Source organism: Virgibacillus alimentarius (assembly GCF_000709085.1).
Classification (GTDB): Bacteria; Bacillota; Bacilli; order Bacillales; family Amphibacillaceae; genus Virgibacillus_B; species Virgibacillus_B alimentarius.
In genome coordinates this window covers 1-24,593 of record NZ_JFBD01000102.1, presented here as the reverse complement: position 1 = coordinate 24,593, position 24,593 = coordinate 1, and the positions used below count along the sequence as shown (strand labels likewise).

General features: G+C 37.1%; 21 protein-coding genes, 2 tRNA genes and 2 pseudogenes. 6 read left to right on the top strand and 19 right to left on the bottom strand.

Going from position 1 to position 24,593, the window contains the following annotated elements; genetic code table 11:
• Window positions 1-87, top strand: an 87-nt coding sequence (locus GZ63_RS18880; RefSeq protein ID WP_156947743.1) for an IS3 family transposase, incomplete at its 5' end; no start/stop codon positions are given.
• Window positions 88-224: 137 nt separating this feature from the next.
• On the opposite strand, the gene GZ63_RS0114450 is transcribed toward GZ63_RS18880, so the two are convergent.
• The 4 genes from GZ63_RS0114450 to GZ63_RS0114435 all read right to left on the bottom strand — a co-directional run bounded on the left by GZ63_RS0114450 (window position 225) and on the right by GZ63_RS0114435 (window position 4,165).
• Window positions 225-1,712: a sodium:solute symporter family protein gene (locus GZ63_RS0114450; protein ID WP_029270772.1), complete on the bottom strand. Its 1,488-nt coding sequence runs from the start codon at window positions 1,710-1,712 to the stop codon at window positions 225-227.
• 3 nt (window positions 1,713-1,715) lie between these two features.
• Entirely contained in the window at window positions 1,716-1,976 is a 261-nt protein-coding gene (locus GZ63_RS0114445) for a hypothetical protein (RefSeq protein WP_038221284.1), read from the bottom strand.
• A gap of 72 nt (window positions 1,977-2,048) precedes the next feature.
• The gene (locus GZ63_RS0114440) at window positions 2,049-2,954 is read right to left on the bottom strand and encodes a hydroxymethylglutaryl-CoA lyase (RefSeq protein WP_198020947.1); all 906 of its coding nucleotides are present in this window, start codon (window positions 2,952-2,954) and stop codon (window positions 2,049-2,051) included.
• 14 nt (window positions 2,955-2,968) lie between these two features.
• Window positions 2,969-4,165, bottom strand: coding sequence for a CaiB/BaiF CoA transferase family protein (locus tag GZ63_RS0114435; protein WP_029270766.1), 1,197 nt, complete (start codon window positions 4,163-4,165; stop codon window positions 2,969-2,971).
• Window positions 4,166-4,609: 444 nt separating this feature from the next.
• Here GZ63_RS0114435 and GZ63_RS0114430 point away from each other — a divergent pair, with 444 nt between their 5' ends.
• On the top strand, window positions 4,610-5,278 hold the full coding sequence (locus GZ63_RS0114430) for a GntR family transcriptional regulator (protein ID WP_029270764.1): 669 nt from the start codon (window positions 4,610-4,612) through the stop codon (window positions 5,276-5,278).
• 485 nt (window positions 5,279-5,763) lie between these two features.
• On the opposite strand, the gene GZ63_RS0114425 is transcribed toward GZ63_RS0114430, so the two are convergent.
• From GZ63_RS0114425 to GZ63_RS0114380, 8 genes are all read right to left on the bottom strand, one after another.
• On the bottom strand, window positions 5,764-5,988 hold the full coding sequence (locus tag GZ63_RS0114425) for a hypothetical protein (RefSeq protein ID WP_029270762.1): 225 nt from the start codon (window positions 5,986-5,988) through the stop codon (window positions 5,764-5,766).
• Between the two features lie 106 nt (window positions 5,989-6,094).
• Complete coding sequence (locus tag GZ63_RS16900) at window positions 6,095-6,622, bottom strand: hypothetical protein (RefSeq protein ID WP_038221283.1); 528 nt, start codon at window positions 6,620-6,622, stop codon at window positions 6,095-6,097.
• 699 nt (window positions 6,623-7,321) lie between these two features.
• On the bottom strand, window positions 7,322-8,941 hold the full coding sequence (locus tag GZ63_RS0114410; RefSeq protein WP_029270758.1) for a long-chain fatty acid--CoA ligase: 1,620 nt from the start codon (window positions 8,939-8,941) through the stop codon (window positions 7,322-7,324).
• Window positions 8,942-9,150: 209 nt separating this feature from the next.
• Window positions 9,151-10,287 carry a CaiB/BaiF CoA transferase family protein gene (locus GZ63_RS0114405; protein ID WP_029270756.1) on the bottom strand — a complete coding sequence of 379 codons (1,137 nt, stop codon included), beginning with the start codon at window positions 10,285-10,287 and terminating at the stop codon, window positions 9,151-9,153.
• A 180-nt stretch (window positions 10,288-10,467) separates the two neighbouring features.
• On the bottom strand, window positions 10,468-10,605 hold the full coding sequence (locus tag GZ63_RS17960; RefSeq protein WP_318842392.1) for a hypothetical protein: 138 nt from the start codon (window positions 10,603-10,605) through the stop codon (window positions 10,468-10,470).
• A gap of 269 nt (window positions 10,606-10,874) precedes the next feature.
• On the bottom strand, window positions 10,875-12,101 hold the full coding sequence (locus GZ63_RS0114390; RefSeq protein WP_029270754.1) for a DUF819 family protein: 1,227 nt from the start codon (window positions 12,099-12,101) through the stop codon (window positions 10,875-10,877).
• A 275-nt stretch (window positions 12,102-12,376) separates the two neighbouring features.
• Complete coding sequence (locus tag GZ63_RS0114385) at window positions 12,377-13,213, bottom strand: MBL fold metallo-hydrolase (protein ID WP_029270752.1); 837 nt, start codon at window positions 13,211-13,213, stop codon at window positions 12,377-12,379.
• 224 nt (window positions 13,214-13,437) lie between these two features.
• A complete protein-coding gene (locus tag GZ63_RS0114380) occupies window positions 13,438-15,084 on the bottom strand; it encodes an alpha-keto acid decarboxylase family protein (protein ID WP_029270750.1) in 1,647 nt (548 codons plus the stop codon).
• Window positions 15,085-15,222: 138 nt separating this feature from the next.
• Here GZ63_RS0114380 and GZ63_RS0114375 point away from each other — a divergent pair, with 138 nt between their 5' ends.
• Both GZ63_RS0114375 and GZ63_RS0114370 read left to right on the top strand, forming a co-directional pair.
• The gene (locus GZ63_RS0114375) at window positions 15,223-15,684 is read left to right on the top strand and encodes a MarR family winged helix-turn-helix transcriptional regulator (RefSeq protein ID WP_029270748.1); all 462 of its coding nucleotides are present in this window, start codon (window positions 15,223-15,225) and stop codon (window positions 15,682-15,684) included.
• A gap of 282 nt (window positions 15,685-15,966) precedes the next feature.
• Window positions 15,967-17,532 (top strand): AMP-binding protein, encoded by a 1,566-nt coding sequence (locus GZ63_RS0114370; protein WP_029270746.1) that lies wholly within the window; start codon window positions 15,967-15,969, stop codon window positions 17,530-17,532.
• 217 nt (window positions 17,533-17,749) lie between these two features.
• Here GZ63_RS0114370 and GZ63_RS0114365 read toward each other — a convergent pair whose 3' ends face one another.
• Together GZ63_RS0114365 and GZ63_RS0114360 are read right to left on the bottom strand one after the other, a co-directional pair.
• Window positions 17,750-18,934 carry a flagellin N-terminal helical domain-containing protein gene (locus GZ63_RS0114365; RefSeq protein ID WP_029270744.1) on the bottom strand — a complete coding sequence of 395 codons (1,185 nt, stop codon included), beginning with the start codon at window positions 18,932-18,934 and terminating at the stop codon, window positions 17,750-17,752.
• Window positions 18,935-19,094: 160 nt separating this feature from the next.
• On the bottom strand, window positions 19,095-20,141 hold the full coding sequence (locus GZ63_RS0114360) for a flagellin N-terminal helical domain-containing protein (protein ID WP_029270742.1): 1,047 nt from the start codon (window positions 20,139-20,141) through the stop codon (window positions 19,095-19,097).
• Between the two features lie 1,122 nt (window positions 20,142-21,263).
• Here GZ63_RS0114360 and GZ63_RS17955 point away from each other — a divergent pair.
• A complete protein-coding gene (locus tag GZ63_RS17955) occupies window positions 21,264-21,428 on the top strand; it encodes a hypothetical protein (RefSeq protein WP_156947742.1) in 165 nt (54 codons plus the stop codon).
• The gene (locus GZ63_RS18190) at window positions 21,425-21,568 is read left to right on the top strand and encodes a hypothetical protein (protein ID WP_198020946.1); all 144 of its coding nucleotides are present in this window, start codon (window positions 21,425-21,427) and stop codon (window positions 21,566-21,568) included. Before GZ63_RS17955 ends, GZ63_RS18190 begins: the two co-directional genes overlap by 4 nt.
• A gap of 142 nt (window positions 21,569-21,710) precedes the next feature.
• Here the strand turns inward: GZ63_RS18190 and GZ63_RS18760 are convergent.
• From GZ63_RS18760 to GZ63_RS0114315, 5 genes and pseudogenes are all read right to left on the bottom strand, one after another.
• Window positions 21,711-22,254 (bottom strand): annotated as a pseudogene (locus tag GZ63_RS18760) (bifunctional transcriptional activator/DNA repair enzyme AdaA).
• Window positions 22,229-23,161, bottom strand: a pseudogene (locus GZ63_RS16890) (APC family permease); the annotation flags it as partial. The pseudogenes GZ63_RS18760 and GZ63_RS16890, both read right to left, overlap by 26 nt.
• A gap of 511 nt (window positions 23,162-23,672) precedes the next feature.
• Entirely contained in the window at window positions 23,673-24,017 is a 345-nt protein-coding gene (locus GZ63_RS0114325) for an ASCH domain-containing protein (RefSeq protein ID WP_029270736.1), read from the bottom strand.
• Window positions 24,018-24,394: 377 nt separating this feature from the next.
• Window positions 24,395-24,467: transfer RNA gene (locus GZ63_RS0114320), tRNA-Thr, on the bottom strand.
• 6 nt (window positions 24,468-24,473) lie between these two features.
• Window positions 24,474-24,548: transfer RNA gene (locus GZ63_RS0114315), tRNA-Asn, on the bottom strand.
• Window positions 24,549-24,593 lie beyond the last annotated feature (45 nt).

Here is a 24,593-nt window from a genome sequence, read left to right as displayed (position 1 = left end):
TGGTATAACCACGTACGATCAAAAGCAAAATTGACTGGACTGAGTCCGGTCGAATACCGAACTCAATCCAGCCAATCAGCTGCATAATAAAAACTCTAACTTTTAGGGGTCGCCACTAAATAATTTATGAAGGACGCTTTTTCTATTTGATTCATAATCTATCATTTTAGTAATTTTAATTGTTGGCACTAACTTTATTTAAAATTCGTCTTCTCTCTTCCTATCTACATTCCAATTACTTGTTTTGCTTCATTTTCCTCCGTCACACTGACAGACATAACCAAGCTCCCGACAACACTAATACCCGTGTTAAGCAGAAGGCCCCATAACCCATTGGATACACCTAATACAGATATGTCAAAAATTGTCATAATGGATGCAACTAATGTACCGACAGCCATTCCTGTAAAGACTGCTTTGGTATGAAGGCGATTCCAGTACAGACCAAGAATGAGCCCTGGAGCGATCTGAATCAGCAATTCAAACTTCAGTATGAAGATTTGATAAATCGTTGCCGGCGGAAACCACGCTATTAAAATAAGGATACCTACTGCAACTACTCCTGCTAATTTACCAACTAATAATTTTTTATGCTGGGAAGCTTCCGGATTGATATAACTTCCATATAAATCATTTGAAACAATCGAAGAGAAAGTCAATAATACAGAGTCAGCAGTAGATACGATTGCCGCAATAACTCCACCAAACAGCAGAACCATTGCCCAATAGAAAATAACATTTTTACTTGCTATTGTACTAGCCATCATACCAACCAGCTGTTCAGATTCCTCTGTAGATAAACCCGGAAAGGCATTAATACCGATAATTCCAATAATGAACACTACTCCTGAAGTTATAAAAGGCATCCACGCCATTCTACTGAAGGAACGTTTTAGTGTCCGCTCACTTTTAGCAGAAAATATCCGCTGAATAGCATGAGGATAAATAGCTGCTCCAATTCCTATTAAAATAAGCATACTAAACCAATTCACCACACCCAACCCATCAGGAATTCCCAGTTTTTCCGGAGAATATGCCTGCATATAATCTGCAGATGTAGGAAGCCCGCCAAAGTAGATAATGGAGCCAATCAGGAGCATGAAGACACCGAAAAGTAAGGCGATTCCCTGCATGGTGTCAGTATAGGCTACAGAGCGCATGCCTCCTAGCCACCCATAAATTACCATAATAATAACAAAAAAGATCACACCTACCTGATATGGAATTGTTCCTCCTGTCAATCCGGAAACACCTTGTCCAATAGCGATCAATTGTTCCAATAGGTAATTACCAAGTCCATAAAGCATGAGCAGAGATGCTAAAATTGTAACAGCCTTGGATTTAAAGCGTTTTTCAAACCACTGGGACGGGGTAATTAAATTATATTTTTTCCCAAGCTTGTAAAGGCGTGGTGCAAATAAAAGGTAGGCCATGATAATCATAATGAAAAAAGGGACAGATACTAAGTATTCGAAGCCTTGCCTGTAGGCAGAAGGCGGATAACCGACAACCGTATTTCCACTATATTGTGTTGCAAAAAAAGTGAAAAATAATACTATAACGCCAAGTCCCCGACCACCGAGATAGTACTCGTCCAGACTTTCATGGATATTCCTATTTTTTAAATAGGTAAAGAGACCAACCCCGAGCATAAGCAAACCATACACCACAAGGATTAAAATACCCGACCAGCCAGAGAATGCCAAATCCATACGTTACCTCACTCCTTTCGTTTCATTTTTTTCATCTTCCTCATTTTCTTCTTCCATCATCCAATGATTTTTGATGACGTAAGACAAAAATGCAGATAATAACATAGAGGCAATAATAATAATCACTGCCCAAAGCGGTATTCCATAGATCAGAATTTCACCGAAGCTTTTTGGGAAATACCAAGGGGTGATTAACGCCAAAAGGATACCGAATACAATCCATATTCTCTTATTCTTAATTGGTTCTTTTTGCTGTCCGCTCATTCGTATCCCTCCTTTATCGACATAATATTCAGATATTAGATGCAAAAAATTACTATCTATGAATCAACTCTTTTACACTGGATGCAAATCTGTTATTTTACCGGCTTTAATAATTTGCCCCGGAACTTGATGCCCTACTATGTTTTCCAAGTTCCTAGACAGGTGAATGAATTGGTCAAGATTTGCATTTACATGATAACCCATGAAGGTGAGCATATGGATAAGATCCTCTGTACATATATTCCCAGTAGCGCCAGGTGCAAAAGGACAACCTCCTAAGCCTCCTAATGAAGCATCAAATATGTTGACACCCGCATGTATACCTCCCAGTACATTTGCAAGCCCCATTCCCCGCGTATTGTGGAAATGTAAAGTCAACTGTAAATCCGGCCAGTGACCCAAAACCTTCCTGCATAGGTGGTAGACCTGTTTTGGCGTGGCCATACCGGTTGTATCAGCAAGCGTGATCCCATTTGCCCCCATATCCAAACACGAATCAATCCATTTCATGACATTATCTTCAGGAATGCTTCCCTCAAATGGACAGCCAAACGCAGTGGCAAGTGTTCCATTGATTTTAATATTCGTGCCTGAGAGGAATGTTATAACATCCTGGAAACTAGAAAAGGATTCCTTCACTGTTTTCCTTACATTCTTGAGATTATGTGTTTCACTCACAGAAGCAACAAGGTTCACTTCATCAACTTTGCACATTGCAGCACGCTCTGCTCCTTTCAAATTTGGAACCAGCGCCGTATAGCTAACATCCTCTATTCGTTTAATCCCTCGCATAACTTCTTCCGCATCGCTTAAATTGGGCACAGCTTTTGGTGACACGAAAGAAGTAACTTCAATTTTGTCTACTCCAGCAGTGCTCAGTTCATTGATTAAATTTACTTTTTGCTCGGTAGCTACAAATTGTTTTTCTATTTGTAATCCATCCCGCGCAACAACTTCCTGGATATAGATATGCTTCATCATCCTTCACCTCCCTATATAATCCCTTTTTCCTTCAGCTGAGCGATTTTTTCTTTATCATAGGCAAGCCAATTCTTCATCACTTCATCGGTATGATCTCCAAGATCAGGACCAAGCCATTTTGTTTTGCCAGGAGTTTCACTCATCTTCGGAATAATTCCGGGAATTTTGAGTGATTCGTTTTTGTTTAGTTGAAAGCTCTCAATCATCCCTCTGTATAGGTAATGAGGGTCTTTCATAATATCTTCAATACTATAAATAGGACCTGCAGGAACTTTTGCTTCATCAAGCACATGTAATGCGGTTTCAAAGTCAACTGTCTTTGTCCAGTCTTCAATGACTTCATCAAGATAGTCCGCGTGGGCAGCTCGGCTGCTATTCGATTGAAAACGTTTATCTTCCCCCAATTCCTGTCTCCCGATTGCCTCCATTAACCGTCTAAAAATTCCATCTCCGTTTCCTCCAATAACAATATATTTTCCATCTTTACACTGATATGTATTCGAAGGGGCAATACCAGGCAATGCGGATCCGGTCCGTTCCCGAACAACACCAAACTTATCGAATTCAGGAACCGCTCCCTCTAGTAAACTGAAAACTGCCTCATACAGGGCAACATCGATCACTTGTCCTTTTCTTGTTCCCTGCACGTCACGATGGTAAAGAGCCATCATTACTCCAATCACAGAATACATAGCAGCAACAGAATCCCCAAGACTTATCCCAACCCTTGTCGGTGGAAGATCGGGATATCCGGTAAGGTTCCGTAATCCGCCAATCGACTCACCAACACTGCCAAAACCTGGTTTATCCCGATAAGGTCCAGTTTGCCCATAACCGGAAACCCGTACCATGATTAGACCGGGACTAAACGCAGATAACTCCTCATATCCAAGATTCCATTTCTCCAAAGTGCCTGGCCTGAAATTTTCAATAAGCACATCACATTCTTTGACGAGCGATTTTATAATCTTTTGCCCTTCCTCACTTTTTAAATTAACGGTAATCGATTTTTTATTCCTGGATTGCAGGCGCCACCACAATGAGGTCCCTTCGTAAATATGACGCCAATCACGCAGTGGATCCCCTTTTCCAGGAGGTTCGACTTTAATGACATCGGCTCCAAATTCCGCCAGCAATCTTCCGGCAAATGGACCAGCAATCAAACTTCCTAGTTCCAATACTTTTACTCCTTCTAAGCTTTGAACCATACTAGACACTCCTTTTCTGACGACACGATTGAATTGAAATATAATAGAGTATAATTCTATTTTATTTAGTTTTTTCGGAAAACTTTTAGAGTTACATAAAAATTTGTGGGTTAGAGATACCTTTCAGCAATAGACTATGAACTATACGGAAAAATGAACAAGGCGAAACCCGACTATGGATGATTCGACAGAAAGCATGTATATTCCCTATGTTAAAAAGAACAACAATCTTGCTAAAGAGGATTTATGAAAAGTCACCCCTAATATTAAACTAAATTTTCTGTATGTTTTGTCTCATAGTATCAGTTTGTATACAAAAATACAATTTTTTTTTAAAATTAAGTTTCAATTTGGGTGTAAAACCTATTATTGTATACAATGACACATTTAATATTGTTGCTCCGATTTGATTCGGATACAATAGTGAAGAGGTGTTGACAAAAAATGAATCCGTATACATATATCAAACAGGCAATCTTGCATGGAGAGTTTCCTCCCAAAATGCGCCTTACCGAGGAATTTTTAGCAAATCAATTGCATATCAGTCGTACGCCAATTCGCGAGGCACTAAAACAACTCGAATCTGAAGGGCTAATTGTCCCTCTGAAAAGAGGAGTACGAGTCCGTCATTTCACTAAGAAAGATATCCAGCAAATATATGATTTGCGTACACTTTTAGAAGGCTATGCCGCCGCGCAAGCATCCTTGCATCGCAAGAATAAGGATATACAGGATATGGAGGAAGCAAACGAAAAGTATAAAAAGGCAATTGATCGTTATTTTCAAACCGGAAAAACTAGGATTGAAGATATTTTGCATCTTAACCATCAATTTCATGACTGTGTTATAAAAGCTTCACAAAATCAGCACATTTATTCTCATATCTCAAAGGTAGTCGTGCTACCATTAATTTTCCGTTCTTTTTATTGGTTTAACGAGGACCAAATGAGGAATTCATTGGACGTCCACAAAATAATCCTAAAAGCAATTAAGGAACAGGATATGGAACGTGCACGGGTGGCTATGCATGAGCATATATACCATGGCAGAGATCAGGTTTTACCACATATAGATAGTATTGAAAAAGAGTATAAAGCTGGTAAAAAAAATTAATTGAAGGAACATAATAAAAGAGGATACTAAAGGGAATTATCAAATGATAATCCATATATTTTTTATCCCACGCTTTTAATAACGAATGAATTCACCAAAGGATTTACTGACCTAGATCTCCATCATACAAAAAATATGACGCTATTCTAAAGAACAGCGTCATTATTACGTTTAATAGTATAAAATATAAATAGTTCACTTTGGAGGAGTTCTTATATGATCTTAAATAACCAAATTTTTCATGTGTAAAGGACCCTCCCCCCCCTTAAGATAAAAAGATAATAATATTTCAGAAAAAGTGCCTTGTTAATCTGAGAAGACTGTATCCCCTTTCAGGATTAATCAAAATTCTTGGAACAGCCTAAACAGTAAACTTCTATTGCTCGTTTTAAATTTACTAGTTATTGGATTCTATGACTTGTGTATGTATTACGGAATATTTCATTAAACTTTAGGACTTCTTTTCTTGTCCACACCGGAATGTTTTATTCGCCATTAGATTTACGCCGATAAACCGCTTCATAAAAATGGATTGTGTCAGTATTTTGAAATTCATATGTTTTATCTTTATCTATATTAAAGTGTTTAAAAGAACGATCCGTTCGTTGAATAGGTCTGATACACTCCCAACCCTGATCTTCCTTTTCCCGACATAGCTCTACTAACTTCCTAAGATTCTTGTGACGTAATCTACTTATTGGTCTATTCATCTAGTCCCTCCGTAAATTTATTTTTCCGTTCCATTTCAAAACCCAATCATCTAATTACAAGGCTTGTAAAACTTTTTTATTGCCTGCTTCTTTTTCTTTATAAAACCTACTTATTTAACGGCCTTTTAGCATTCAATGGTGTCGTAATCGCCTCTTCAATTGTCATTCCCTTTTTGTTTATTCTATAGTACAAACTGTGGTAACTGAGCATCACGCCATTTGCATGTGCTTTTTTTAGTAAGCTGTTGTAATAACCTTGATTACGGAGTGGCTTTGTGGCTGCTTTTTCATAGCTCCACCCAAAACTATAAATTCTTTTTTTAAAAGTGCCTTCACTTATTCCATTCTGCTTTGCTATTTCCTTCCATTTCACCATGTCGTATCTTTTAGGTGATGGGAGAGTGGCGGCCTTTTCATAACTCCAATTATACTTATATATTCTTGCATTAAATGTACTTTGTGTTATTCCGTTTTCTTCTGCTATCTTCAGCCAATTCATGCGTTTACTAGACTTTACAGGTGGTTCTGTCGTAGCACGTCCTTTATCCCACTTGAGTGTTTTTATTCTCGAATAAAGAGTATTTCTATGTATACCATTCCTCTCCGCTTTTAAAATATCTTCTGGTGTTATCAATCTTCTCTTCTCCTTCTAATACTTCAGTACCTGCAGCTTCCGATAAACGCTAACAATCATATTGCACACGATTATTAAATCCTTCCACTGCACCAACTGATTTTTAATAACTCACTAACCCATTCCCTAATTTTGGAAAAATAACCATGTTATGAATATTAAAGACCTATATTTTTAATTTTTTATTGGATCTATAGTATTGATGCGAATGGTTTATTAATTCAATAGGAAGGTTAAGAAATAATAAAGGAGAAATGTTTATCAAACAGGTCGGAATGTAATGTATGGACTCTGTTAGTCATGAACCATGGGTATACTCGACTACACTTTTCAATAAGAATAAAACTTTGGAATACCAGTTCGAATTGAATAGGAACGGTATTGAAGAAAAAATGGAGACTGCTAATCTACCATAATCGGGCTCTTATACCTTGGATAATACGAGAAACGTTCAAAACTTATTCATGATCTATTACACTTTATTATGTCTAATAAGACCAAAAAGTAAACAGCACCCTATCAACAGATGGGTGCATGTTTTAGTGTGGCAGAAGTGCATATACTTGATAAGGATAATTACAAGCGGTATGACCGTTTGTTATCATATGTTCAACTATATAACCATCATTTTTGATACAGAAAAGAAGAGGTTTAATTTTTTCGCGTATTATTGTCGACTCTATACAAATAACTATACTATCACGATTGCAAGGACATATAGTCTTTCACTTGATCCCTTAATGCTTTTTTCATAAACTTCCCTACAGATGTCTTTGGTATTTCTTCCATAAAAAGAACTTCATCAGGTAGCCACCATTTAGCGAACTGTGGTTCTAAATATTTGATGATATCATTTTTGGAAACAACATTCTGATATCCATCCTTTAATACCACACAAGCAACTGGTCTCTCCTGCCATTTTGGGTGGGGTACGGAGACAACTGCTGCCTCAAACACAGCTTCATGTGCCATCAGTGCATTTTCTAAATCAACGGATGAAATCCATTCTCCACCACTTTTTACTAAATCTTTTGTCCGATCAACAATCTTGACAAATCCCTCTTCATCAACTGTCACAACGTCGCCGGTGTATAACCATCCATCACGGAAAGCTTCGGAACTTCGATCATCTTTATAATACTCATCTGCTATCCAAGGGCCTCTAATTAGGAGTTCACCCATGTCTTTTCCATCAGGTTTTACCTCGCCATTTTCATTAATTACCTTAATATCAATACCAGGTACAACTACACCCTGCTTGGAACGTAACTCCAATTTTTCTTCTTCAGGCAGATCTTTTTGATGGCTTTTCAATCTAGAAAGTATAACCAGCGGTGTCGTTTCTGTCATGCCATACGCATGGATAAATGGAATTTCATATTTCGTTTCGAACATCCGTATCATACCTTTTGGTGCTGCAGCTCCGCCACATATAACCCTTTGCAAACTACTGGTATTGTAGTCTTTTTTTTCAAGTTCATTTAACAATCCTAGCCAAATCGTTGGAACTCCGGCTGTTACTGTCACTTGCTTTGATTCTATTAAATGAGCTAGAACTTCCGGTGTTGGCATTGGACCTGGAAGTACTTGCGTCGACCCCATCCATGTAGCGGCAAAAGGCACCCCCCATGCATTCACGTGAAACATTGGCACAACTGGCATGCAGACATCAGATTCGGAAACAGCTGCTGTATCTGCAAGACTGAGTGCTATGCTATGCAGTACAAGACCGCGGTGAGAATATAGAACCCCTTTTGGTTTCCCGGTTGTACCTGATGTATAACATAGACCGGCGGGATCCTCTTCAGCCGTATCACCTGAAAATGCATAGGTTTCATCTGCCTCAGTAATTAGGGTTTCGTAAGAATAAAGCGGTGTTAGACCCGATTCAGGTAATACATCCTCGTCTGTCATGACAATTATTGCTTCCACTGTTTTCAATTGGCCTTTCATTTTTTCAAACATTGGGAGCAAATCAGAATCGACAAGCAAAACCTTATCTTCAGCATGATTAATAATATAACTGACATGCTCCGCTGATAAACGAATATTAATTGTATGCAAAACTGCACCCATAGATGGTATGGCAAAATACGCTTCTAAATGCCGATGATGATTCCACGCAAAAGTTCCTACCCGATCCCCCTTCTTCACCCCAAGTGATTCAAGTGCACTCGCCAGTGATCTGGTCCTCGCTCCCATTTCTTTATAAGTAAATCGCTGTATGCCTCCTAAAGTACGCGAAATGATCTCCTTCTTCGGAAAGTACCTTTCAGCCCTCTCCACCAAAGAAACTAATGTTAACGGTGTATTCATCATAATCAATTTCCCCTTTCTTCTATTTGATTTTGATAAGGTCTTTCCTTTTGTCAATACTTCTCGAAGTCGGTATTTTCAGTACTTTACTGGTGTTTTTTTACAATGAAAAGTTCTTTTCCTCAACTATTCTAGCGGAAACTTCTATTTTAGTAGGGATTTTACCTTCTAATGTCTATTATTATTTTGTGATGGAACATTCTGAAATTTATTCATTTAAATACCTCGCTATTTTTGATAATTTCTTCTGTATGCTCCCCTAATTTTGGGGCTTGTTTTTGAATTTTACCAGGTGTTTTCGATAATTTAATGGGGATTCCAATTTGCTTCATGGAGCCTAATGTCGCATGTTTTACTGTTTGGATCATTTCTCGTGCAATAACTTGAGGATCATTCACCATTTCATCAAATGAATGTACTGGTGAAACGCAGGCGTCAATTTCTGAAAAAATGGCAAGCCATACGGATAGTGTTTTTTTGGAAATAATCATTTGTATTTCATATTTTAATCGGTATTGTTCCTGTAATGGAGCATCTAAAAGCGGGATAAAATCACTTCTTTCGATCGCATGACAAAATACTTTCCAAAACTTTGGCTCCAGTGCCCCGACAGAAAGCCAGCGCCCATCTTTTGTTTCATAAACTGCATAAGCAGCAAGTCCTCCTGATAGCATTTGTTCACCACGGTTTTCCGGTATGTTCGTAGATAAATAGTTTGGGAGTGTTGTCTGTAACCAAGATATCACACCATCCATCATAGCTATATCGACAAACTGTCCTTCTCCCGACTTTTCTCGTTCGAATAATGCTAGTAAAATGCCTACTGCAGCTGGAAGTGCACCTCCTCCAATGTCAGCTATTTGCGTGGCAGGGATAATCGGCTTTCCATCTTTTTCTCCCATTAGATTCAGCAATCCAGCATAACTAAGAAAATTAATATCATGACCAGCTTTTTCAGCATACGGTCCAATTTGTCCATAACCTGTCACTGCACAATAAACTAATTTAGGATTGGCACTTTTAAGTTTATCGTAATCCAATCCCAGCCGCTCCATAGCCCCAGGGCGGAACGATTCCACAACAACATCTGCATTTGCTGCCATTCTTAAAAAATCAGCTTTTCCTTGTTGCGACTTTAAATTTAAACAAACACTTTTTTTATTCCGATTGAGCGAGTGAAAAAAGGTACTGTCCTCACCCGATTTCGGCTCGTATGCCCTGGCATAATCACCCACTTTCGGATCTTCCACTTTAATAACTTCTGCACCAAAATCTGCAAGCAACATGGTACAGTACGGTCCCGGTAATAGACGCGTTAGATCGAGAACACGAATTGATTGTAATGGCAAAGTTAATCCCCTCTTTCAATAATAAATTTATAAAATGCTAATCTTTCTAAAACAGTTGCATTAGCCATCCCATGCCCTCACACATCGGCTACAGTCCATAATGGCCGCCAGTTCATGCATTATCGTTACCAGCAGACGAGCTCCACTTGAGAAGCCCCCCATAATGACATCTTCTATTAACTAAGGAGAGATTCCAGGTCGTTTGACTAATTCTTCCAATGGTTTCACTGCTAGTTCCTCTACGCACATCCCACTTAAAAACCCGTTTCGTTTTCCTACAGGCGCCCGAACGGCCTTCACAATTACAGATTCACGCATATCCCCCTCCTTTCCTCCGTTAGTTGTAAGCCCTTACAATTATACTCATACTACTATATACTTCGCAGGCCCAGTATACCCTCCCTTTTTTGATCGATTCAACCAAATTATTTCGATTTTACATTTTTAAATACCGAGTAAACTTTCAAAAAATTATATGGATAGAGTGGTACTAGTTGAGATTTATCGTTATCACATGCATCATTTCTAGTAACTGTAATAGCAGCCCATGTATACATCAGCAATAGGCCCCCCCAACCCTGCTTATTCTACATCATCGTTCCAAACCATAAGCCAAGCGTTGTACCTATATAGTTACCGATGATATAACCAATTGTTCCTACAACTAAAATTGGACCAATCAAGTTTTTCCACCCTTTAGCTATCGCCATCGCTGCAGCCGTTGTCGGACCACCAATATTTGCATTACTCACAAGCAAGATATCCTCTAAATTGTACTTCAATAGCTTACCGGCGGATAGGGAAATAATCATGTTTATCAATACAATAATAGCAACAAAGACTAATAATAGAGGTGCATTTTGTACGATCAAAGGAATGGATGCTGGTATACCAATTACAACAAAGAATAGATAAATCAAAAATGTTCCTATTTCTTGGCTGCCATTAATCGATTCAAAGTACTTCGGAAACAATGCAAGTGCTATAAAAGTAAATGTTGTCAATACTAAATAATTATCGCCAAACAATCCATTTAGTAAATTAAAGAAAAATGATACATCTTCCCCACTAGGAATAATCGCTCCAAACCATTCAGCAACTTTAAAAGCTATAATAACGAGCAGGAATGCTGTTCCAACAGATAAAGCGATATCTTTTAGTGAAATTTCCTTTTTACCCCAGTACTCTTCCGCCAATGTCCGCCCTCCATTTGCACCTTCTGTCCTCTCAACTTCTAATACATGGGGATGATTATAGCGTTTTCTAAAAAATGATAAGCCAGGAATAATCATAAGTACGACAAAATAGAGTGCCATTAATAAGTTATCAGCAACTACCGTAGCCGATACCATTTCACCTGGAGCTTCAAATTTTGCTGCCATTGCTGCTAGGTTTACTCCTCCACCAACATAGGAACCACTCATGATGCCACCAATTTTATCCAGGAAAGGGATGCTATCTTTTAATAAAAAGAAACTAGTAATGGTTCCTGCCACCGTACCTATTGAACTAATTAAAAAGATAATAAGCATTTTTCCACTTTCTTGCCCTACCTTTTTAAAATTCACATGGAATAATAACAAAGGGATAGCCAGCGGAATGATAAAGGCCCATACAGCATCATATACCGGCGACTCAGTCGGAATTATTCCTGTGTTCGATAAAATGATTGCCCCGACCAAAGCAACAATTGCACCTGATAAACGTGCTGCCCACTTAAATCTTTGCTCTAAATAAATACTTATTGCAGCCCATACGGTAATTATCCCCCATAACGTAATTAAATCATCTGACTTAATTAGCGCGCTCTCCATATAGATCCATCCTTTAAATATAATTTTATATATTGATATGCATTATCATCATTCATTAAAACGTTTTAATTTACTTCCCTACACTATGTTTCGACTGAGGATGTGACAAGAACAAACATTCGATTATTAGTAATGAGCATGTTCCAAACAATGAACCCAACTAAAGAAGGAGTTCATCTGGTTTGACACTCAAAAATCTTGCTGACTCGTATACTCGATTTTTCAAAAACAGAACAAAGTACAATCTTATACCACAAAGCATACAAATAGGAATATTAAATCGTTTGTTTTGGAGGTGTTCCTTTATAATCTTGAATAACCGAATTTATAATGTGCAAAGAATCCCATTCCCCTGAAGATAAAAAGATGATGGGATATTTTTTTGGAAAAAAGGTCTTTTTAATTTGAGAAGGGGATAACCCATCTTCATAGAGTTTAAGAATTTTCCCTTGAAGATCCAACAAATATTCCAGCTTCCTTTCTAAAGCAGCGCGCCCATCCCTTAAATAGCCAGCATGGCAACAAAAAACATCCTCAAAATCATAAGTTAATACTTTTTTTAAGGAGTCAATGATGGTTGGTATACTTTCTTCACGTAAAATGACCTTTGTCTTTTCCTGACAATACAAATCCCCGGTAAAAAGCTGACCAGTTTCACGATTTAAAAACGCCAAATGATCAATAGCATGACCAGGTGTTTCAATCACGTCCCATGTTGCATTACGAGATGAAAAGGTTTTTCCAATTGTATTCGCATGAAAAGGATTTCGCTTTCCCCAAAATAATTTTCGATACATTGGATAATCTGCCTTCTTTTTACAATAATCAAGCTTAATATCATTCATATAAACAGGCAACTGCAACTCCTTTTGTAAAAAAGATGCACCACCTGTATGATCTTCATGGAAATGTGTTATAACTACTTGATCTAAATCCTGTTTGTTAAAAAACGACTTAAATTCCTTTTCCAGAGACTTTGCGCCTGTGTCTATTAAAACGCCGTCTACGACAAAGCAATAAACATTTAATTTTATCCCTTTAAAAGCTACCGTACCGTTTCCCATTTGAACCCCATTTTTCATTTGTTGTTGGAAATCCCTCTTTAATAACATAAATTAAATCTCCTCATAACTTTCTATTTAGTATATTTTAACACATAATGAATGAATATTCATAAAATTTCATTGAAAATATAGTTTATTTTGAATTTTCATAGACGACAGAAGGATATATGGAATGCACATGTCGTACAAATGTTAAAAAACATGCACCCACTGCTGACAGGGTGCATGTTTACTTCCTCATTCTTATTATTTATCGTATTCGTTAAACATCCTTATTTATTTTGAGCTGCAAATGCTTTGCTGACTCCTTTAAGTGTATCAGGAGCATCTAAAACCTCCATCTTCACCTCTATAAAATGCATTTTATTTGGCTCTTCATTGATTTTATTGAAAACATCGACAAGATCTTTTTCTGTTTCCACAAGATGTGTTTTCACTTCATCTTCCGCACCAAAGGCACTTGGTAACGCACAATAATTCCACATCTTAATATCATTATATTTCGCATCTGCCCCATGAATCATACGCTCAACTGTATAACCATCATTATTAATACAGAAAATAATAGGCTTCAAGTTTTCACGAATCATTGTTGATAATGTCTGAACAGTTAGCTGAAGTGATCCATCTCCGATTAATAAGATATTACGACGCTTTTCATCAGCGAGTTGCGTACCAAGTAAAGCACCTAGTGTATAGCCAATAGATCCCCATAAAGGTTGGCCGATAAATGTGGTGTTTTTAGGTAAACTCATTGTATATCCGCCGAAGAATGACGTACCTTGTTCAGCTAAAATAACATCATAAGGCTTTAAAAACTGATTCATTAATTTAAAGTAATTATTTTGTGTAAGTTTTCTATCGCTTGGTGTGAAATCAACATTTGATTTATGTGTTTCAAAAGCTGTATTATTTTTAAAATCAATGTGCTTATTAAGTGCATCTAGACTTTCAAGAAGCGGAATACCTTCGATTACAATGTCATTATCACGATATAGACGGTGATTAATAACAATCATATCTTCCTCATTAAAACCATGACTAAAACCTGATGTAGCGGAGTCTGTCAATTTAGCTCCTAAGTTCAAAATGAGGTCACTTTCATCCACATAATTTCTGACATACTCCTCGGAAACAGATCCTGCATACATTCCAAGGTAGTTTTTATGCGTTTCATCAAAAGCGCTTTTTCCTAAAGATAATTGCGCAACAGGAATTTTCGTTTGTTCACTAAATGTTTGTAATGCCTGATGGGCCTTGAAACTATTGATTTCATGTCCAGTTATAATAACTGGCTGTTTTGATTCGTTTAATCGAGCTTGCACGGTTTTAAGTACTGTATCCAAAGCATCTTTATGACGTGATTCAATTAAAGACACTTGCTGATCTACTGAGGTTAGAGGCATTGCCGCAACATCAATTGGCAAATGAATATGAACTGGACGCTTTTCACTTAATGCCACTTGAATCACTCTTGGAATTTCTTCCTGTGCATTAGCTTGCGTAATATAAGCCTGTGCACAAGTGATCGGCTTAAATACTTTACGAAAGTCATCATAGTTCCCTTCACCTAAGGTATGGTGTACATACTTATGCCCTCTTTCTACTACGGTTGTAGGAGCTCCCGTAATTGCAATTACCGGCACACGCTCAGCATAAGCTCCCGCAATACCGTTCACCGTACTTAATTCACCCACGCCAAATGTTGTCACAAGTGCGCCGATTCCTTTCACACGAGCATAGCCATCAGCTGCATAGCTAGCGTTTAGCTCGTTTGTATTCCCAATCCACTCCACATAAGGGTGTTCCATAATGGTGTCCAGAAATGTTAAGTTAAAATCCCCCGGTACACCAAATATTTTATCGACACCCGCTTTATTTATTTCATCTATTAAAAAATGTCCAACTGTATAATTCATGTTGTATAACCTCCTTAACTAATCCACATATGCATTATAATCCTTTACCGGATATAGGTCAACTAACTTGACCTATATTGTAATTTTGACCTGCTTCTTATATAATTAAGAAAATTGATTTATTGAAAAGGTGATCACATGACCGATCAAAATGATTATAGTCTGATATTGTTTCACTTTGCTTATAAAACATTTATTAATACAGCAGATGAGATTATTGAAAAACATGGTATGAGTAGACAGCACCACCGCTTTTTATTTTATATATCCAAAATGCCGGGTATCTCTGTGAAAGAGTTGCTAGACTTTCTTGAAATCACCAAGCAGGGGTCACATCGCACGTTGAGTAAATTAAAAGAAGAGAGTTTAATCGAAGAAGCGCAATCAAAACAAGATAAACGTGTAAAAAATCTTTATGCAACTAAAAAGGGTGAGGAACTCGTCAAAGTTCTAAATAAAGAACAAAACAAAATGTTAGCAAATATCCTTAATACAGTGGGAACGGACTGGTTTAAAGTGATGGAGGCTTATGCCAATCAAAGAGAGGGGTTTAAGTCGATTAAGGCGAAGTATCAACTGCAGCATGAGGAAGATTTGTAGAGGTAATAGAGTATAAAAAAATATGCTCATGGACAAATAAAGAGGATAACTTTTAAAATGTAGAATTAGGATGCCTTTATAAAGCAGACACACTTCGAATGGAGTTTTTAATCCATTGGAACCTTACTTTCTTGAATACAGTCAATGTGAAGACTGCAGATGGACAAATATGGAATTTAAGCTTGAATATTCAGATGGATCAGTTATAATAACAAATGAAAGCGCATTCACAACCTGGTACAATTTATGAATGGGTCTTCATTCAATGATAGGGGGATATAAATGTATAACGTACAGCAGATGATTTTTAGTGATCCAGTTAAATTAAATGCGACTCGTTATAGTGAAAAGAAAGCAGTTACCTTTAAAGGAAAGAGTTTTACGTATCGTGAATTTAATAACCGAATTAATCAATTAGGACACGCTTTACAAGACCTTGGAATTAAAAAAGGAGATAAAGTTGCATTTATGTTGTTTAATTGCAATCAATTGATGGAGGCAATTTTCGCTTGCAGTAAAATTGGTGCTGTTTTTGTTCCAATAAATTCACGTTTCATCGAACGGGAAATAAAGCATGTTCTTGATGACTCTAATGCCATCGCCTTTATTTTTGATGTTCGCTTTGCATCAGAAGTAGCCAAAGTTAAAACAACAATGCATACGACCAAGCACTTAATTAGTTTAGGTGAAGCAAAAGAGTTAACCCCTATAGAATACGAAAACTGGATTAAAACGAACCCCATAGCCGAGCCATTTCCAAATGAACATTTAAATGAGCATGATACGATATGCTTTCTATATACTGGAGGAACGACAGGATTACCGAAAGGAGCTGTACGTTCTCATCGAAGTTTATATCTAGTCGCATTATTATTTAGCATTGAGTTTAATATTAATCGACAAGGCAAAGGATTAGTTGCCGGACCGTTATACGGTGCAGCAGCCCTTTCGATTTCATTACCTAACTTTTTTGTCGGAAATACCGTTCATATTTTAGAAAAATTTCATCCATTAGAAGTATTAAAAGCAATAGAAGAAGAAAAAACAACAACGGCATTTTTAGCACCACCGATGTTTGAAGCTATTTTTGCATTACCAAAAGATATGCAAAATCAATACGATGTATCATCAATGAAAACGCTTGTTTCTGTAGGTGCACCACTACAAAAATCCACGAAAGAAAAAATATTAACATACTTTAAAGATGCTGACCTTAATGAATTTTATGGAGCTTCAGAGCACGGAGGATCTACAAATTTATTCCCTGAATATCAACGTGATAAAACGAGCTCTGTAGGTTTACCAATGCTTGGAATGGAAGTGAAATTACTAAATGATCTAGGAGAAGAAATTATTCCAGGAGAGGTTGGGGAGTTTTTTGTCAAAGGTCTTACGCTTTGTGATGAATATTATAGAAATCCTAAAGCAACTGCCCATGCCTTTAAAGGTGAATGGCTCGGTTTAGGGGATATGGGGAAAAGAGATGAAGAAGGATTTTACTACATTGTTGATCGTAAGCAAGATATGATTTTATCAGGCGCAATTAACGTGTATCCTGCTGAGATTGAAAGTGTTTTATTTGAACACCCTAAAGTTGCTGAAGTGGCTGTTATAGGTATTCCTCATGAGAAGTGGGGAGAAACGCCAGTTGCACTTGTCGTTTTACGCGATGGTGAAACAGCAAATGAAAAAGATATATTAGATTTTTGCCAAGGAAAACTTGCTAAATATAAAATTCCTCATGCTGTAGATTTTGTGACCGAATTACCACGGAGTTTACAAGGAAAAGTACTTAAATATCAACTACGAGAAAAATATGCAAATACATTTTCAAAGGAAAATCATTAGAAGTAATTTTGCAAAAAGGAGACCTACACATACAGCTATGTGTAGGTCTCCTTTTTACTGTAAAAATATTTAATGACTGTTATTTCACCTTCATTTGACAATTGAACCGCATGAAATCAAATTTCTAAACCTTGATTTCATGCGGTTTTATTTTCACAATTTGTACTAAAATCAATTAGTTTCCCTTATGTCCCAATCTCCTTGAAATGATATAAAGTTAACGTAACAATTGCAATACGCCTTGTGGTTGTTGATTTGCTTGAGCAAGCATTGATTGAGCTGCTTGAGAAAGGATGTTGTTTTTCGTAAACTCCATCATTTCTTTAGCCATATCAACGTCACGAATACGTGATTCTGCAGCAGTTAAGTTTTCTGCAGAGGTACCTAGGTTGTTAATTGTATGATCTAGACGGTTTTGTACAGCACCTAGCTTAGAGCGTTCCGCTGAAACAGTGTCAATAGCTGTTTGAATTGTTGTGATTGCTTCATCTGCCTTTTCTTGGGTTGAAATATTAATACCTTTATTAGGATCAACAGTGCTCGATTCATTTGATATAGCAACATCTCCACCTGTTAAATCCTTTGTACCTCCAATGGCATCAGTAGCAGTCACATTTGTGGCGAGTTTAGCACTTAAACCTTCAACACTATTGATTGCATCAAGAACATCCTGATGAGTGGTCGTAATCTCACCTGTAGATGTACCACTTCCATCTGCCTGTGCCATTGTAATTGTCAATTTTTGTGATCCTATTGTGTCGTCAAATTGTGAATCAAATGCAACAGCTCCATCATTGTCCTCGCTAAGAGCCTTAAACTCAATTGTAACCTTTTCTCCACGTTCATTAGTCACAGTATAATTAGTGGCAATATCTGTACCATTCAATACTTTACCAGCAACGCCAAGGGCTTCCGCACTCATGGCATCAATATCAATATTTAAATCTTGCCCCTCATTTGCTCCAACGTGGAAGGTTGCTTCAAATTTACCATCAAGTAATTTTTGTGTGTTAAATTCTGTATCTGCTGAAATATCATTTAAGGCATTTGCTAGTTGAGTTACTTCTTTTTGTAATTCTTTACGGTCATCATCCGTATTTGTATCGTTCGAACTTTGTACAGCTAGTTCTCGCATTCTTTGAAGAATTGCATGCGATTCATTCAAAGCTCCTTCTGCAGTTTGGATTAACGAAATACCATCTTGGGCGTTTTTAGACGCCATTTCGAGACCTCTAATTTGTCCACGCATTTTTTCAGAGATTGCTAGACCTGCAGCATCATCTCCTGCTTTGTTGATTTGAAGGCCTGATGATAGCTTCTCTAATGAACCCTGTACTGCGTTGTTATTACCCGATAGTTGGCGGTGAGTATTTAATGCCGCAATGTTATGATTGATAATCATTTTTCCTTACCTCCGTGTTTGTTTATTTTACTAGCAAGACCTATCCTTGTGACTTGCTAAAGCAAATTCTCTATTAGGGATTATTACTCTTAATTTCTCGATATTACTTAACTAGGAAGCTCTAGCCACCTTCTACAGTTCCTTCTATTTAATAATCAATTTACCGAAGTAACTGAAGTACGCCTTGTGGCTGTTGATTCGCTTGAGCCAACATAGCTTGAGCTGCCTGAGAAAGGATGTTGTTCTTCGTGAATTCCATCATCTCTTTAGCCATATCAACGTCACGAATACGAGATTCTGCAGCTGTTAGGTTTTCTGCAGAAGTTCCTAGGTTATTAATAGTATGGTCTAGCCGATTTTGAACAGCTCCTAATTTAGAACGTTCAGCGGAAACTGAATCAATTGCTGTTTGAATAGTCGTAATGGCTTTATCAGCTTTTGGTTGAGAGGAAATATCAATTCCTGCTTTAACTGTTTGCTTTGCAGTTATTTTCGAATCTGCTTCATGAATTGCAGTAGCTCCACCTTTAACAACAAAACCATCATTAGAATCGTTGCTTTCTAAATCATTCAATCGATAATAACCGTCTGTCACAAACACTGCTACTGTATTTCCAGCTTCATTTTGTAGAACAGAAGAGCTAACATCACTAGCTCCATCATGTGTTACCTTTACTGAATCTTGTGCAGTTAATGTTTCCTCTACACCTAAATTAAATGCACTCATATCATTGATTGAAATTGATAGATCTTGTCCTTCATTTGCCCCAACATGGAAAGTGGCTTTAAAATTGCCATCCAGCAACTTTTGTGTGTTAAATTCTGTGTCAGCAGAAATATCATTTAAGGCATTTGCTAACTGATCGAGCTCTTTTTGCAATTCTGCACGATCTGAATCAGTATTAGTATCGTTAGAACTTTGAACTGCTAACTCTCGCATACGTTGTAGGATCGAATGGGTTTCATTTAAAGCACCCTCTGCAGTTTGGATTAAAGAAATACCGTCTTGAGCATTCTTTTGAGCCATTTCAAGACCTCTGATTTGTCCACGCATTTTTTCGGATATTGCCAAGCCTGCAGCATCGTCTCCAGCTTTGTTGATCTTCAGACCTGATGAAAGTTTTTCTAATGAATTCTGTACTGCACTGTTGTTACCAGATAATTGGCGGTGTGTGTTCAACGCCGCAATGTTGTGATTGATAATCATATTCAATCTACCTCCGTGTTTGTTATTTTACTAGCAAGACCTATCCTTTTGAAATGCTAGTTTTATAATATCTCCCAGATTAGGAGTTATTACCGTTATTAATATCCCCACGCACAATTTTGAATTCCTGTGGAGCTATGATTGGGTGTTTGAGGGCATTTTTTGTATTTCTCTCAGCTTTAATCACTTCAATTTCAATTTTTCTACCGTATTCATCTATATTTACACCTTTTCCCCTAGTTTTCTTGCTAATGTTAATGCTATGGTATACATCCTTCCTGATGATTCATTACTTATATCGGCAGGAAAATAAATTATTAAAATGTTTTTATAAAAATTTATCTCAAACCAAGTACAAACACTTTGATTCTCCCCATGGCCTACTTTCCCAAGTATATTTGCATGTGAAAATGGAGCCACATCGTAATTTAAATTTGAGCCAATTTTTTTAATTATTTTTAATCTAGGCTTTCGATAAGAGGCTCCATTCCTATTAAAACATGTAATTCGTGCGTTAAACGACCCGTTTAATCTGCTATTAATTTCCGTTTGATGAACAAAAAATGCTTCATTTTTTGGACTTTATAAAAGATGAATATGATATTTTTCATTTATGATCTTGTACCCTACACAGGTATGAGAAAAGGTGTAATATTAGGTTTGAAATGGTCTCATATTGATTTTATTTACAACAAGATGCGAATTTTATGTGTACTCTATTTAAAGCCATATGTTAGAAGAAATAAAAAAAGCCCTTACTCCAAAATGAGCAAAAGCCTTACATAACAATATATTCGTACCAACTAGCAACAGAATGAAATCATAGAAACCAATAATTTTAACCTTTCAACACAAAACAATGAAAAATTCAAATAAGCAAACAGAAGCAAATAAAAAATGGCAGGAAAAAAATAAAGAACGGGCTAAGTATTTAAGTTACCGTTCCCGCACAAGAAGCTTTATAAGAAATCAAGCTATACATGAGGATATAAAAGAGTTAAAATCATTAATACAAGAGCGTGAAATTTTTTTAAGAAACGAATCACAATAATTTTTAAATCCATCATATAGAAAGTTATGTTAGTGTAATAACAAGGAAGGAACAAAATAAATGATACTATTATGGATGTTATAAATGATGTAGCAAAAACGGTAAATGTAGACGTGTCGCAAAAAACAAAAAAATATATTGGAGATGAAATATTTATGACAGATGAGTGGACAACAGGAATGAATAAAATAGCTGGAATGCTGTATGAAATTATTGGAAAGGAGAATTCACTATGAGTTTAAAATCAACCATATACAAAATGCTTCGCATATCCAACGACATCAACGCTATTAAAAAAGGAAAAGTAACGAGAAGGATTGGCAGACGTGCTGCCGGGAAAGCTACTGGGAAATTGTTTAAAAAAATATTTGGTTGATCCTGACACAGCTTGAGGACTAAATAACATGTATAAAGATGATTAAACAGGATAAACTAATAAAACTTCTCCTTCAAATTACATAGGCCTACTTACTGCGGTAGGCTTTTTTTACTTTGCTCTGTAATCGCCCTATTCAATTCTAATAAGCCGACGGTGTGACATATTGAGCTTGAAATTGACTTGGTGTAAGCCCGGTACACCGTTTAAATGCATAGTAAAAACTCGATATACTCCTACTTGATAACCAATTTCTGTGTTATTTAAAGTGGTAGTTAAAAGAAGTTCTTTTGCTTTTTGAACCCTGACCTTTTCCAAATACATACGAGGCGTATCCCCTGTTCTGCCTTTAAAATGCCGATTTAAATGAAAACGACTGACTCCTACCATGGATGCCAATTCATCCAAAAGCATTTTTTGGCCATAATGATTTTCGATGATCTACATCGTATCTTCCATAACTGATTTGAATGGATCATAAGGTATTGAGCTCAAATCAGGTCGACATCTCTTACAAGGGCGATAACCTGCTTTTGAGCCTCGGCTGCACTTAAAAAGAACGATACATTTTCACGCTTAGGGACCCTAGACTTACAAGAAGGTCGGCAAAAAATGCCCGTTGTCTTAACTGCATAAAAAAATAATCCATCATATGCAGAATTACAAGAAATTGCTACTTCCCTCATGAGATTTTAACCCCCTCTTGTAAGAAAAAAACTTCTTACCAAAATCATATAAATTGCATATAACGCAGCCATAACCAACGGAACAACAACATATAACTAAAAAAACGGAAGCACGAGTAAACACAAAACGAAGGACACGAGCGATGTCCACCATGCCATGGTGTTTTTCCTAAACAATTTAACGCCTGCTGCCATTGAAAGAACATAAACAAGAATGCCCAGTGAAGTTGGTATAAATAAAATATCATCGAACGTCAGTGACAAAGCCTTTGTCACTAAAACACCTATTACCGAAAAACAGATTACAAACAATACCATTCGTCTCGGAATTCGAGTCGTTTCATGTAGTCTTGAAAAAAACTTTGGAAAGGCACCAACCCTGCTTAAAGAATATCCTAATTGTGCTAGGCTGGCGACATAAGCGTTTGATGTCCCCGTGCAAATGATTAATGCTAAAATAGCTGTAACAACTTTAACGCCTGCACCCACTGCTTCTCCCATTATAACACCGATAGGAGAAAGGTTGCCTTCTTTACTGCCATACGTAGCCGTTCCGACAGTAACAATACTTAGCGCCAAAAAAAAGTACACCAATGATAACTACACTAACCACGGCCCCCTTGACAATATCTTTTTCTGGCATCTTAAATTTATTAGCCAAACTACAAATTGCTTCCCATCCGACAAACGACCAAAAGATAACCGTCATGGCACTTCCAATGGAAAACCAGCCATTTGGAACAAAAGGAATAAAATTCCCCCATTGTATATTAGGTAACGATACAAATACGGCTAACAGTAAAAGAATAAGTAAAAAAGCACTTAAAATCAATGCCATTTTACCGCTGACATCTACACCATAATAATTTGAAACACCTGCAATCACCAAAATAAAGACAGCAAGCAATTAACCAAGATCAAATAGGTTACAAACTGCTAATAGAAGCTTACTATAAAGCAAAAGGACAAAAACTAGATGCTGACTTAACATTGCAGCATCGAGTAGGAGGATAATCATTAATTGATTATCCGACCTCTCACACCACCGTACTTACGGATCCGTATACGGCGGTTTAATTTTATTCTATACATGAAACGAGACCTCCCCAGTTAAGGTGCGAACTCTTTCCCTCCATCTATCTGCCATATATACACCACATGATGTTTGTAGCTATTGGGCTTCAGCTTCTTTAGCAGCCTTATCCGCATGTGTTGCCTCATATATGATTTCTGTTCGTCAGACCAGAGGTTTGCCTTGAACTTCCTTCAGATTCCATATCACTATGGACACCCTTGCTTTTGGCTATGTGCTTACCGCTACATGGTTGCACTCGGGACTTTCACCCTTTTTAGTTCGCCCATGCTGGGCGAACTAAAAAGGGCTTTATTAGCCCTCTAAAATAAACTAATGTATTCTTTTATACATTAACAGGTGAATATTCATGTACCCAAACTCGCATTTTAGGCACCCAACGCAGTCCAGGGTGGATGTTTAAAATAAACTGTTTATATTCTTCCAAACTAGCATAGCCTTCTTGTCTTGCGTCTTCCTCAGTGACCTCTCCAAGATACTGAGGATACACTGAATCAATTTTAAATTTCTTATCTTCTAAAGTCATAACCTCTCCAATATAAGCATAAACACCATTTCTGCGTGTAGCTGTCTTCTTTCCTTGAATAACTTTTTCTACATCTTTAGGGATTGTTACAAGCCTTTCTATTGTACATGTTTTTTCTGGTAATAAGTTTTTATAATTTTCCATGAGTTTTATGACCTCCAATAAAAAGATAGTAGCTTTATTATAACATCAATCATATTATAAATTTTAAACAAGCAATCTTTATTCTTTGAAAAAAGGTTCTAAGTCAAATGTTGGGGGGGGAGCAGCTAATGCTCACTCCTAATTTATGCGACTCTGATCATTTATATATTTATATTGATAATGTAATAATACCCTTAACCGAAAGCGATCAAATCGACTTGTTGTTTGATCTAAACAAAGTTTAACAAAATTAGGAGCTTGCGTGTTTTATTTATCTGAATTTTCCCGAAATCCCAACATATATTTTAGAGCCAAAATAAAAATCACGATTGCCGACAAATTGCCAACAATCGCGTAATATCAAGGTTTATATAGAGAGCTTCCAACAGGATTTGAACCTGCGACCCCTTCCTTACCATGGAAGTGCTCTACCGACTGAGCTATGGAAGCATAAAATGGCTCCACAGGTAGGATTCGAACCTACGACCGATCGGTTAACAGCCGATTGCTCTACCGCTGAGCTACTGTGGAATTAATAAATTTGTATAAAAAAATAAGCCTGGCGGCGTCCTACTC

Bases quoted from the DNA above. Each gene is read 5' to 3' on its own strand.
- GZ63_RS0114430 (WP_029270764.1), top strand. From the start codon at position 4,610: ATGAATCCGTATACATATATCAAACAGGCAATCTTGCATGGAGAGTTT.
- GZ63_RS0114370 (WP_029270746.1), top strand. From the start codon at position 15,967: ATGTATAACGTACAGCAGATGATTTTTAGTGATCCAGTTAAATTAAAT.
- GZ63_RS0114410 (WP_029270758.1), bottom strand. From the start codon at position 8,941: ATGATGAATACACCGTTAACATTAGTTTCTTTGGTGGAGAGGGCTGAA.
- GZ63_RS0114435 (WP_029270766.1), bottom strand. From the start codon at position 4,165: ATGGTTCAAAGCTTAGAAGGAGTAAAAGTATTGGAACTAGGAAGTTTG.
- GZ63_RS0114365 (WP_029270744.1), bottom strand. From the start codon at position 18,934: ATGATTATCAATCATAACATTGCGGCATTAAATACTCACCGCCAACTA.
- GZ63_RS17955 (WP_156947742.1), top strand. From the start codon at position 21,264: ATGGATGTTATAAATGATGTAGCAAAAACGGTAAATGTAGACGTGTCG.
- GZ63_RS0114390 (WP_029270754.1), bottom strand. From the start codon at position 12,101: ATGGAGAGCGCGCTAATTAAGTCAGATGATTTAATTACGTTATGGGGG.
- GZ63_RS0114380 (WP_029270750.1), bottom strand. From the start codon at position 15,084: ATGAATTATACAGTTGGACATTTTTTAATAGATGAAATAAATAAAGCG.
- GZ63_RS0114440 (WP_198020947.1), bottom strand. From the start codon at position 2,954: ATGAAGCATATCTATATCCAGGAAGTTGTTGCGCGGGATGGATTACAA.
- GZ63_RS0114325 (WP_029270736.1), bottom strand. From the start codon at position 24,017: ATGGAAAATTATAAAAACTTATTACCAGAAAAAACATGTACAATAGAA.
- GZ63_RS0114360 (WP_029270742.1), bottom strand. From the start codon at position 20,141: ATGATTATCAATCACAACATTGCGGCGTTGAACACACACCGCCAATTA.
- GZ63_RS0114450 (WP_029270772.1), bottom strand. From the start codon at position 1,712: ATGGATTTGGCATTCTCTGGCTGGTCGGGTATTTTAATCCTTGTGGTG.
- GZ63_RS0114445 (WP_038221284.1), bottom strand. From the start codon at position 1,976: ATGAGCGGACAGCAAAAAGAACCAATTAAGAATAAGAGAATATGGATT.
- GZ63_RS18190 (WP_198020946.1), top strand. From the start codon at position 21,425: ATGAGTTTAAAATCAACCATATACAAAATGCTTCGCATATCCAACGAC.
- GZ63_RS0114375 (WP_029270748.1), top strand. From the start codon at position 15,223: ATGACCGATCAAAATGATTATAGTCTGATATTGTTTCACTTTGCTTAT.
- GZ63_RS0114385 (WP_029270752.1), bottom strand. From the start codon at position 13,213: ATGTTATTAAAGAGGGATTTCCAACAACAAATGAAAAATGGGGTTCAA.
- GZ63_RS0114425 (WP_029270762.1), bottom strand. From the start codon at position 5,988: ATGAATAGACCAATAAGTAGATTACGTCACAAGAATCTTAGGAAGTTA.
- GZ63_RS17960 (WP_318842392.1), bottom strand. From the start codon at position 10,605: ATGCGTGAATCTGTAATTGTGAAGGCCGTTCGGGCGCCTGTAGGAAAA.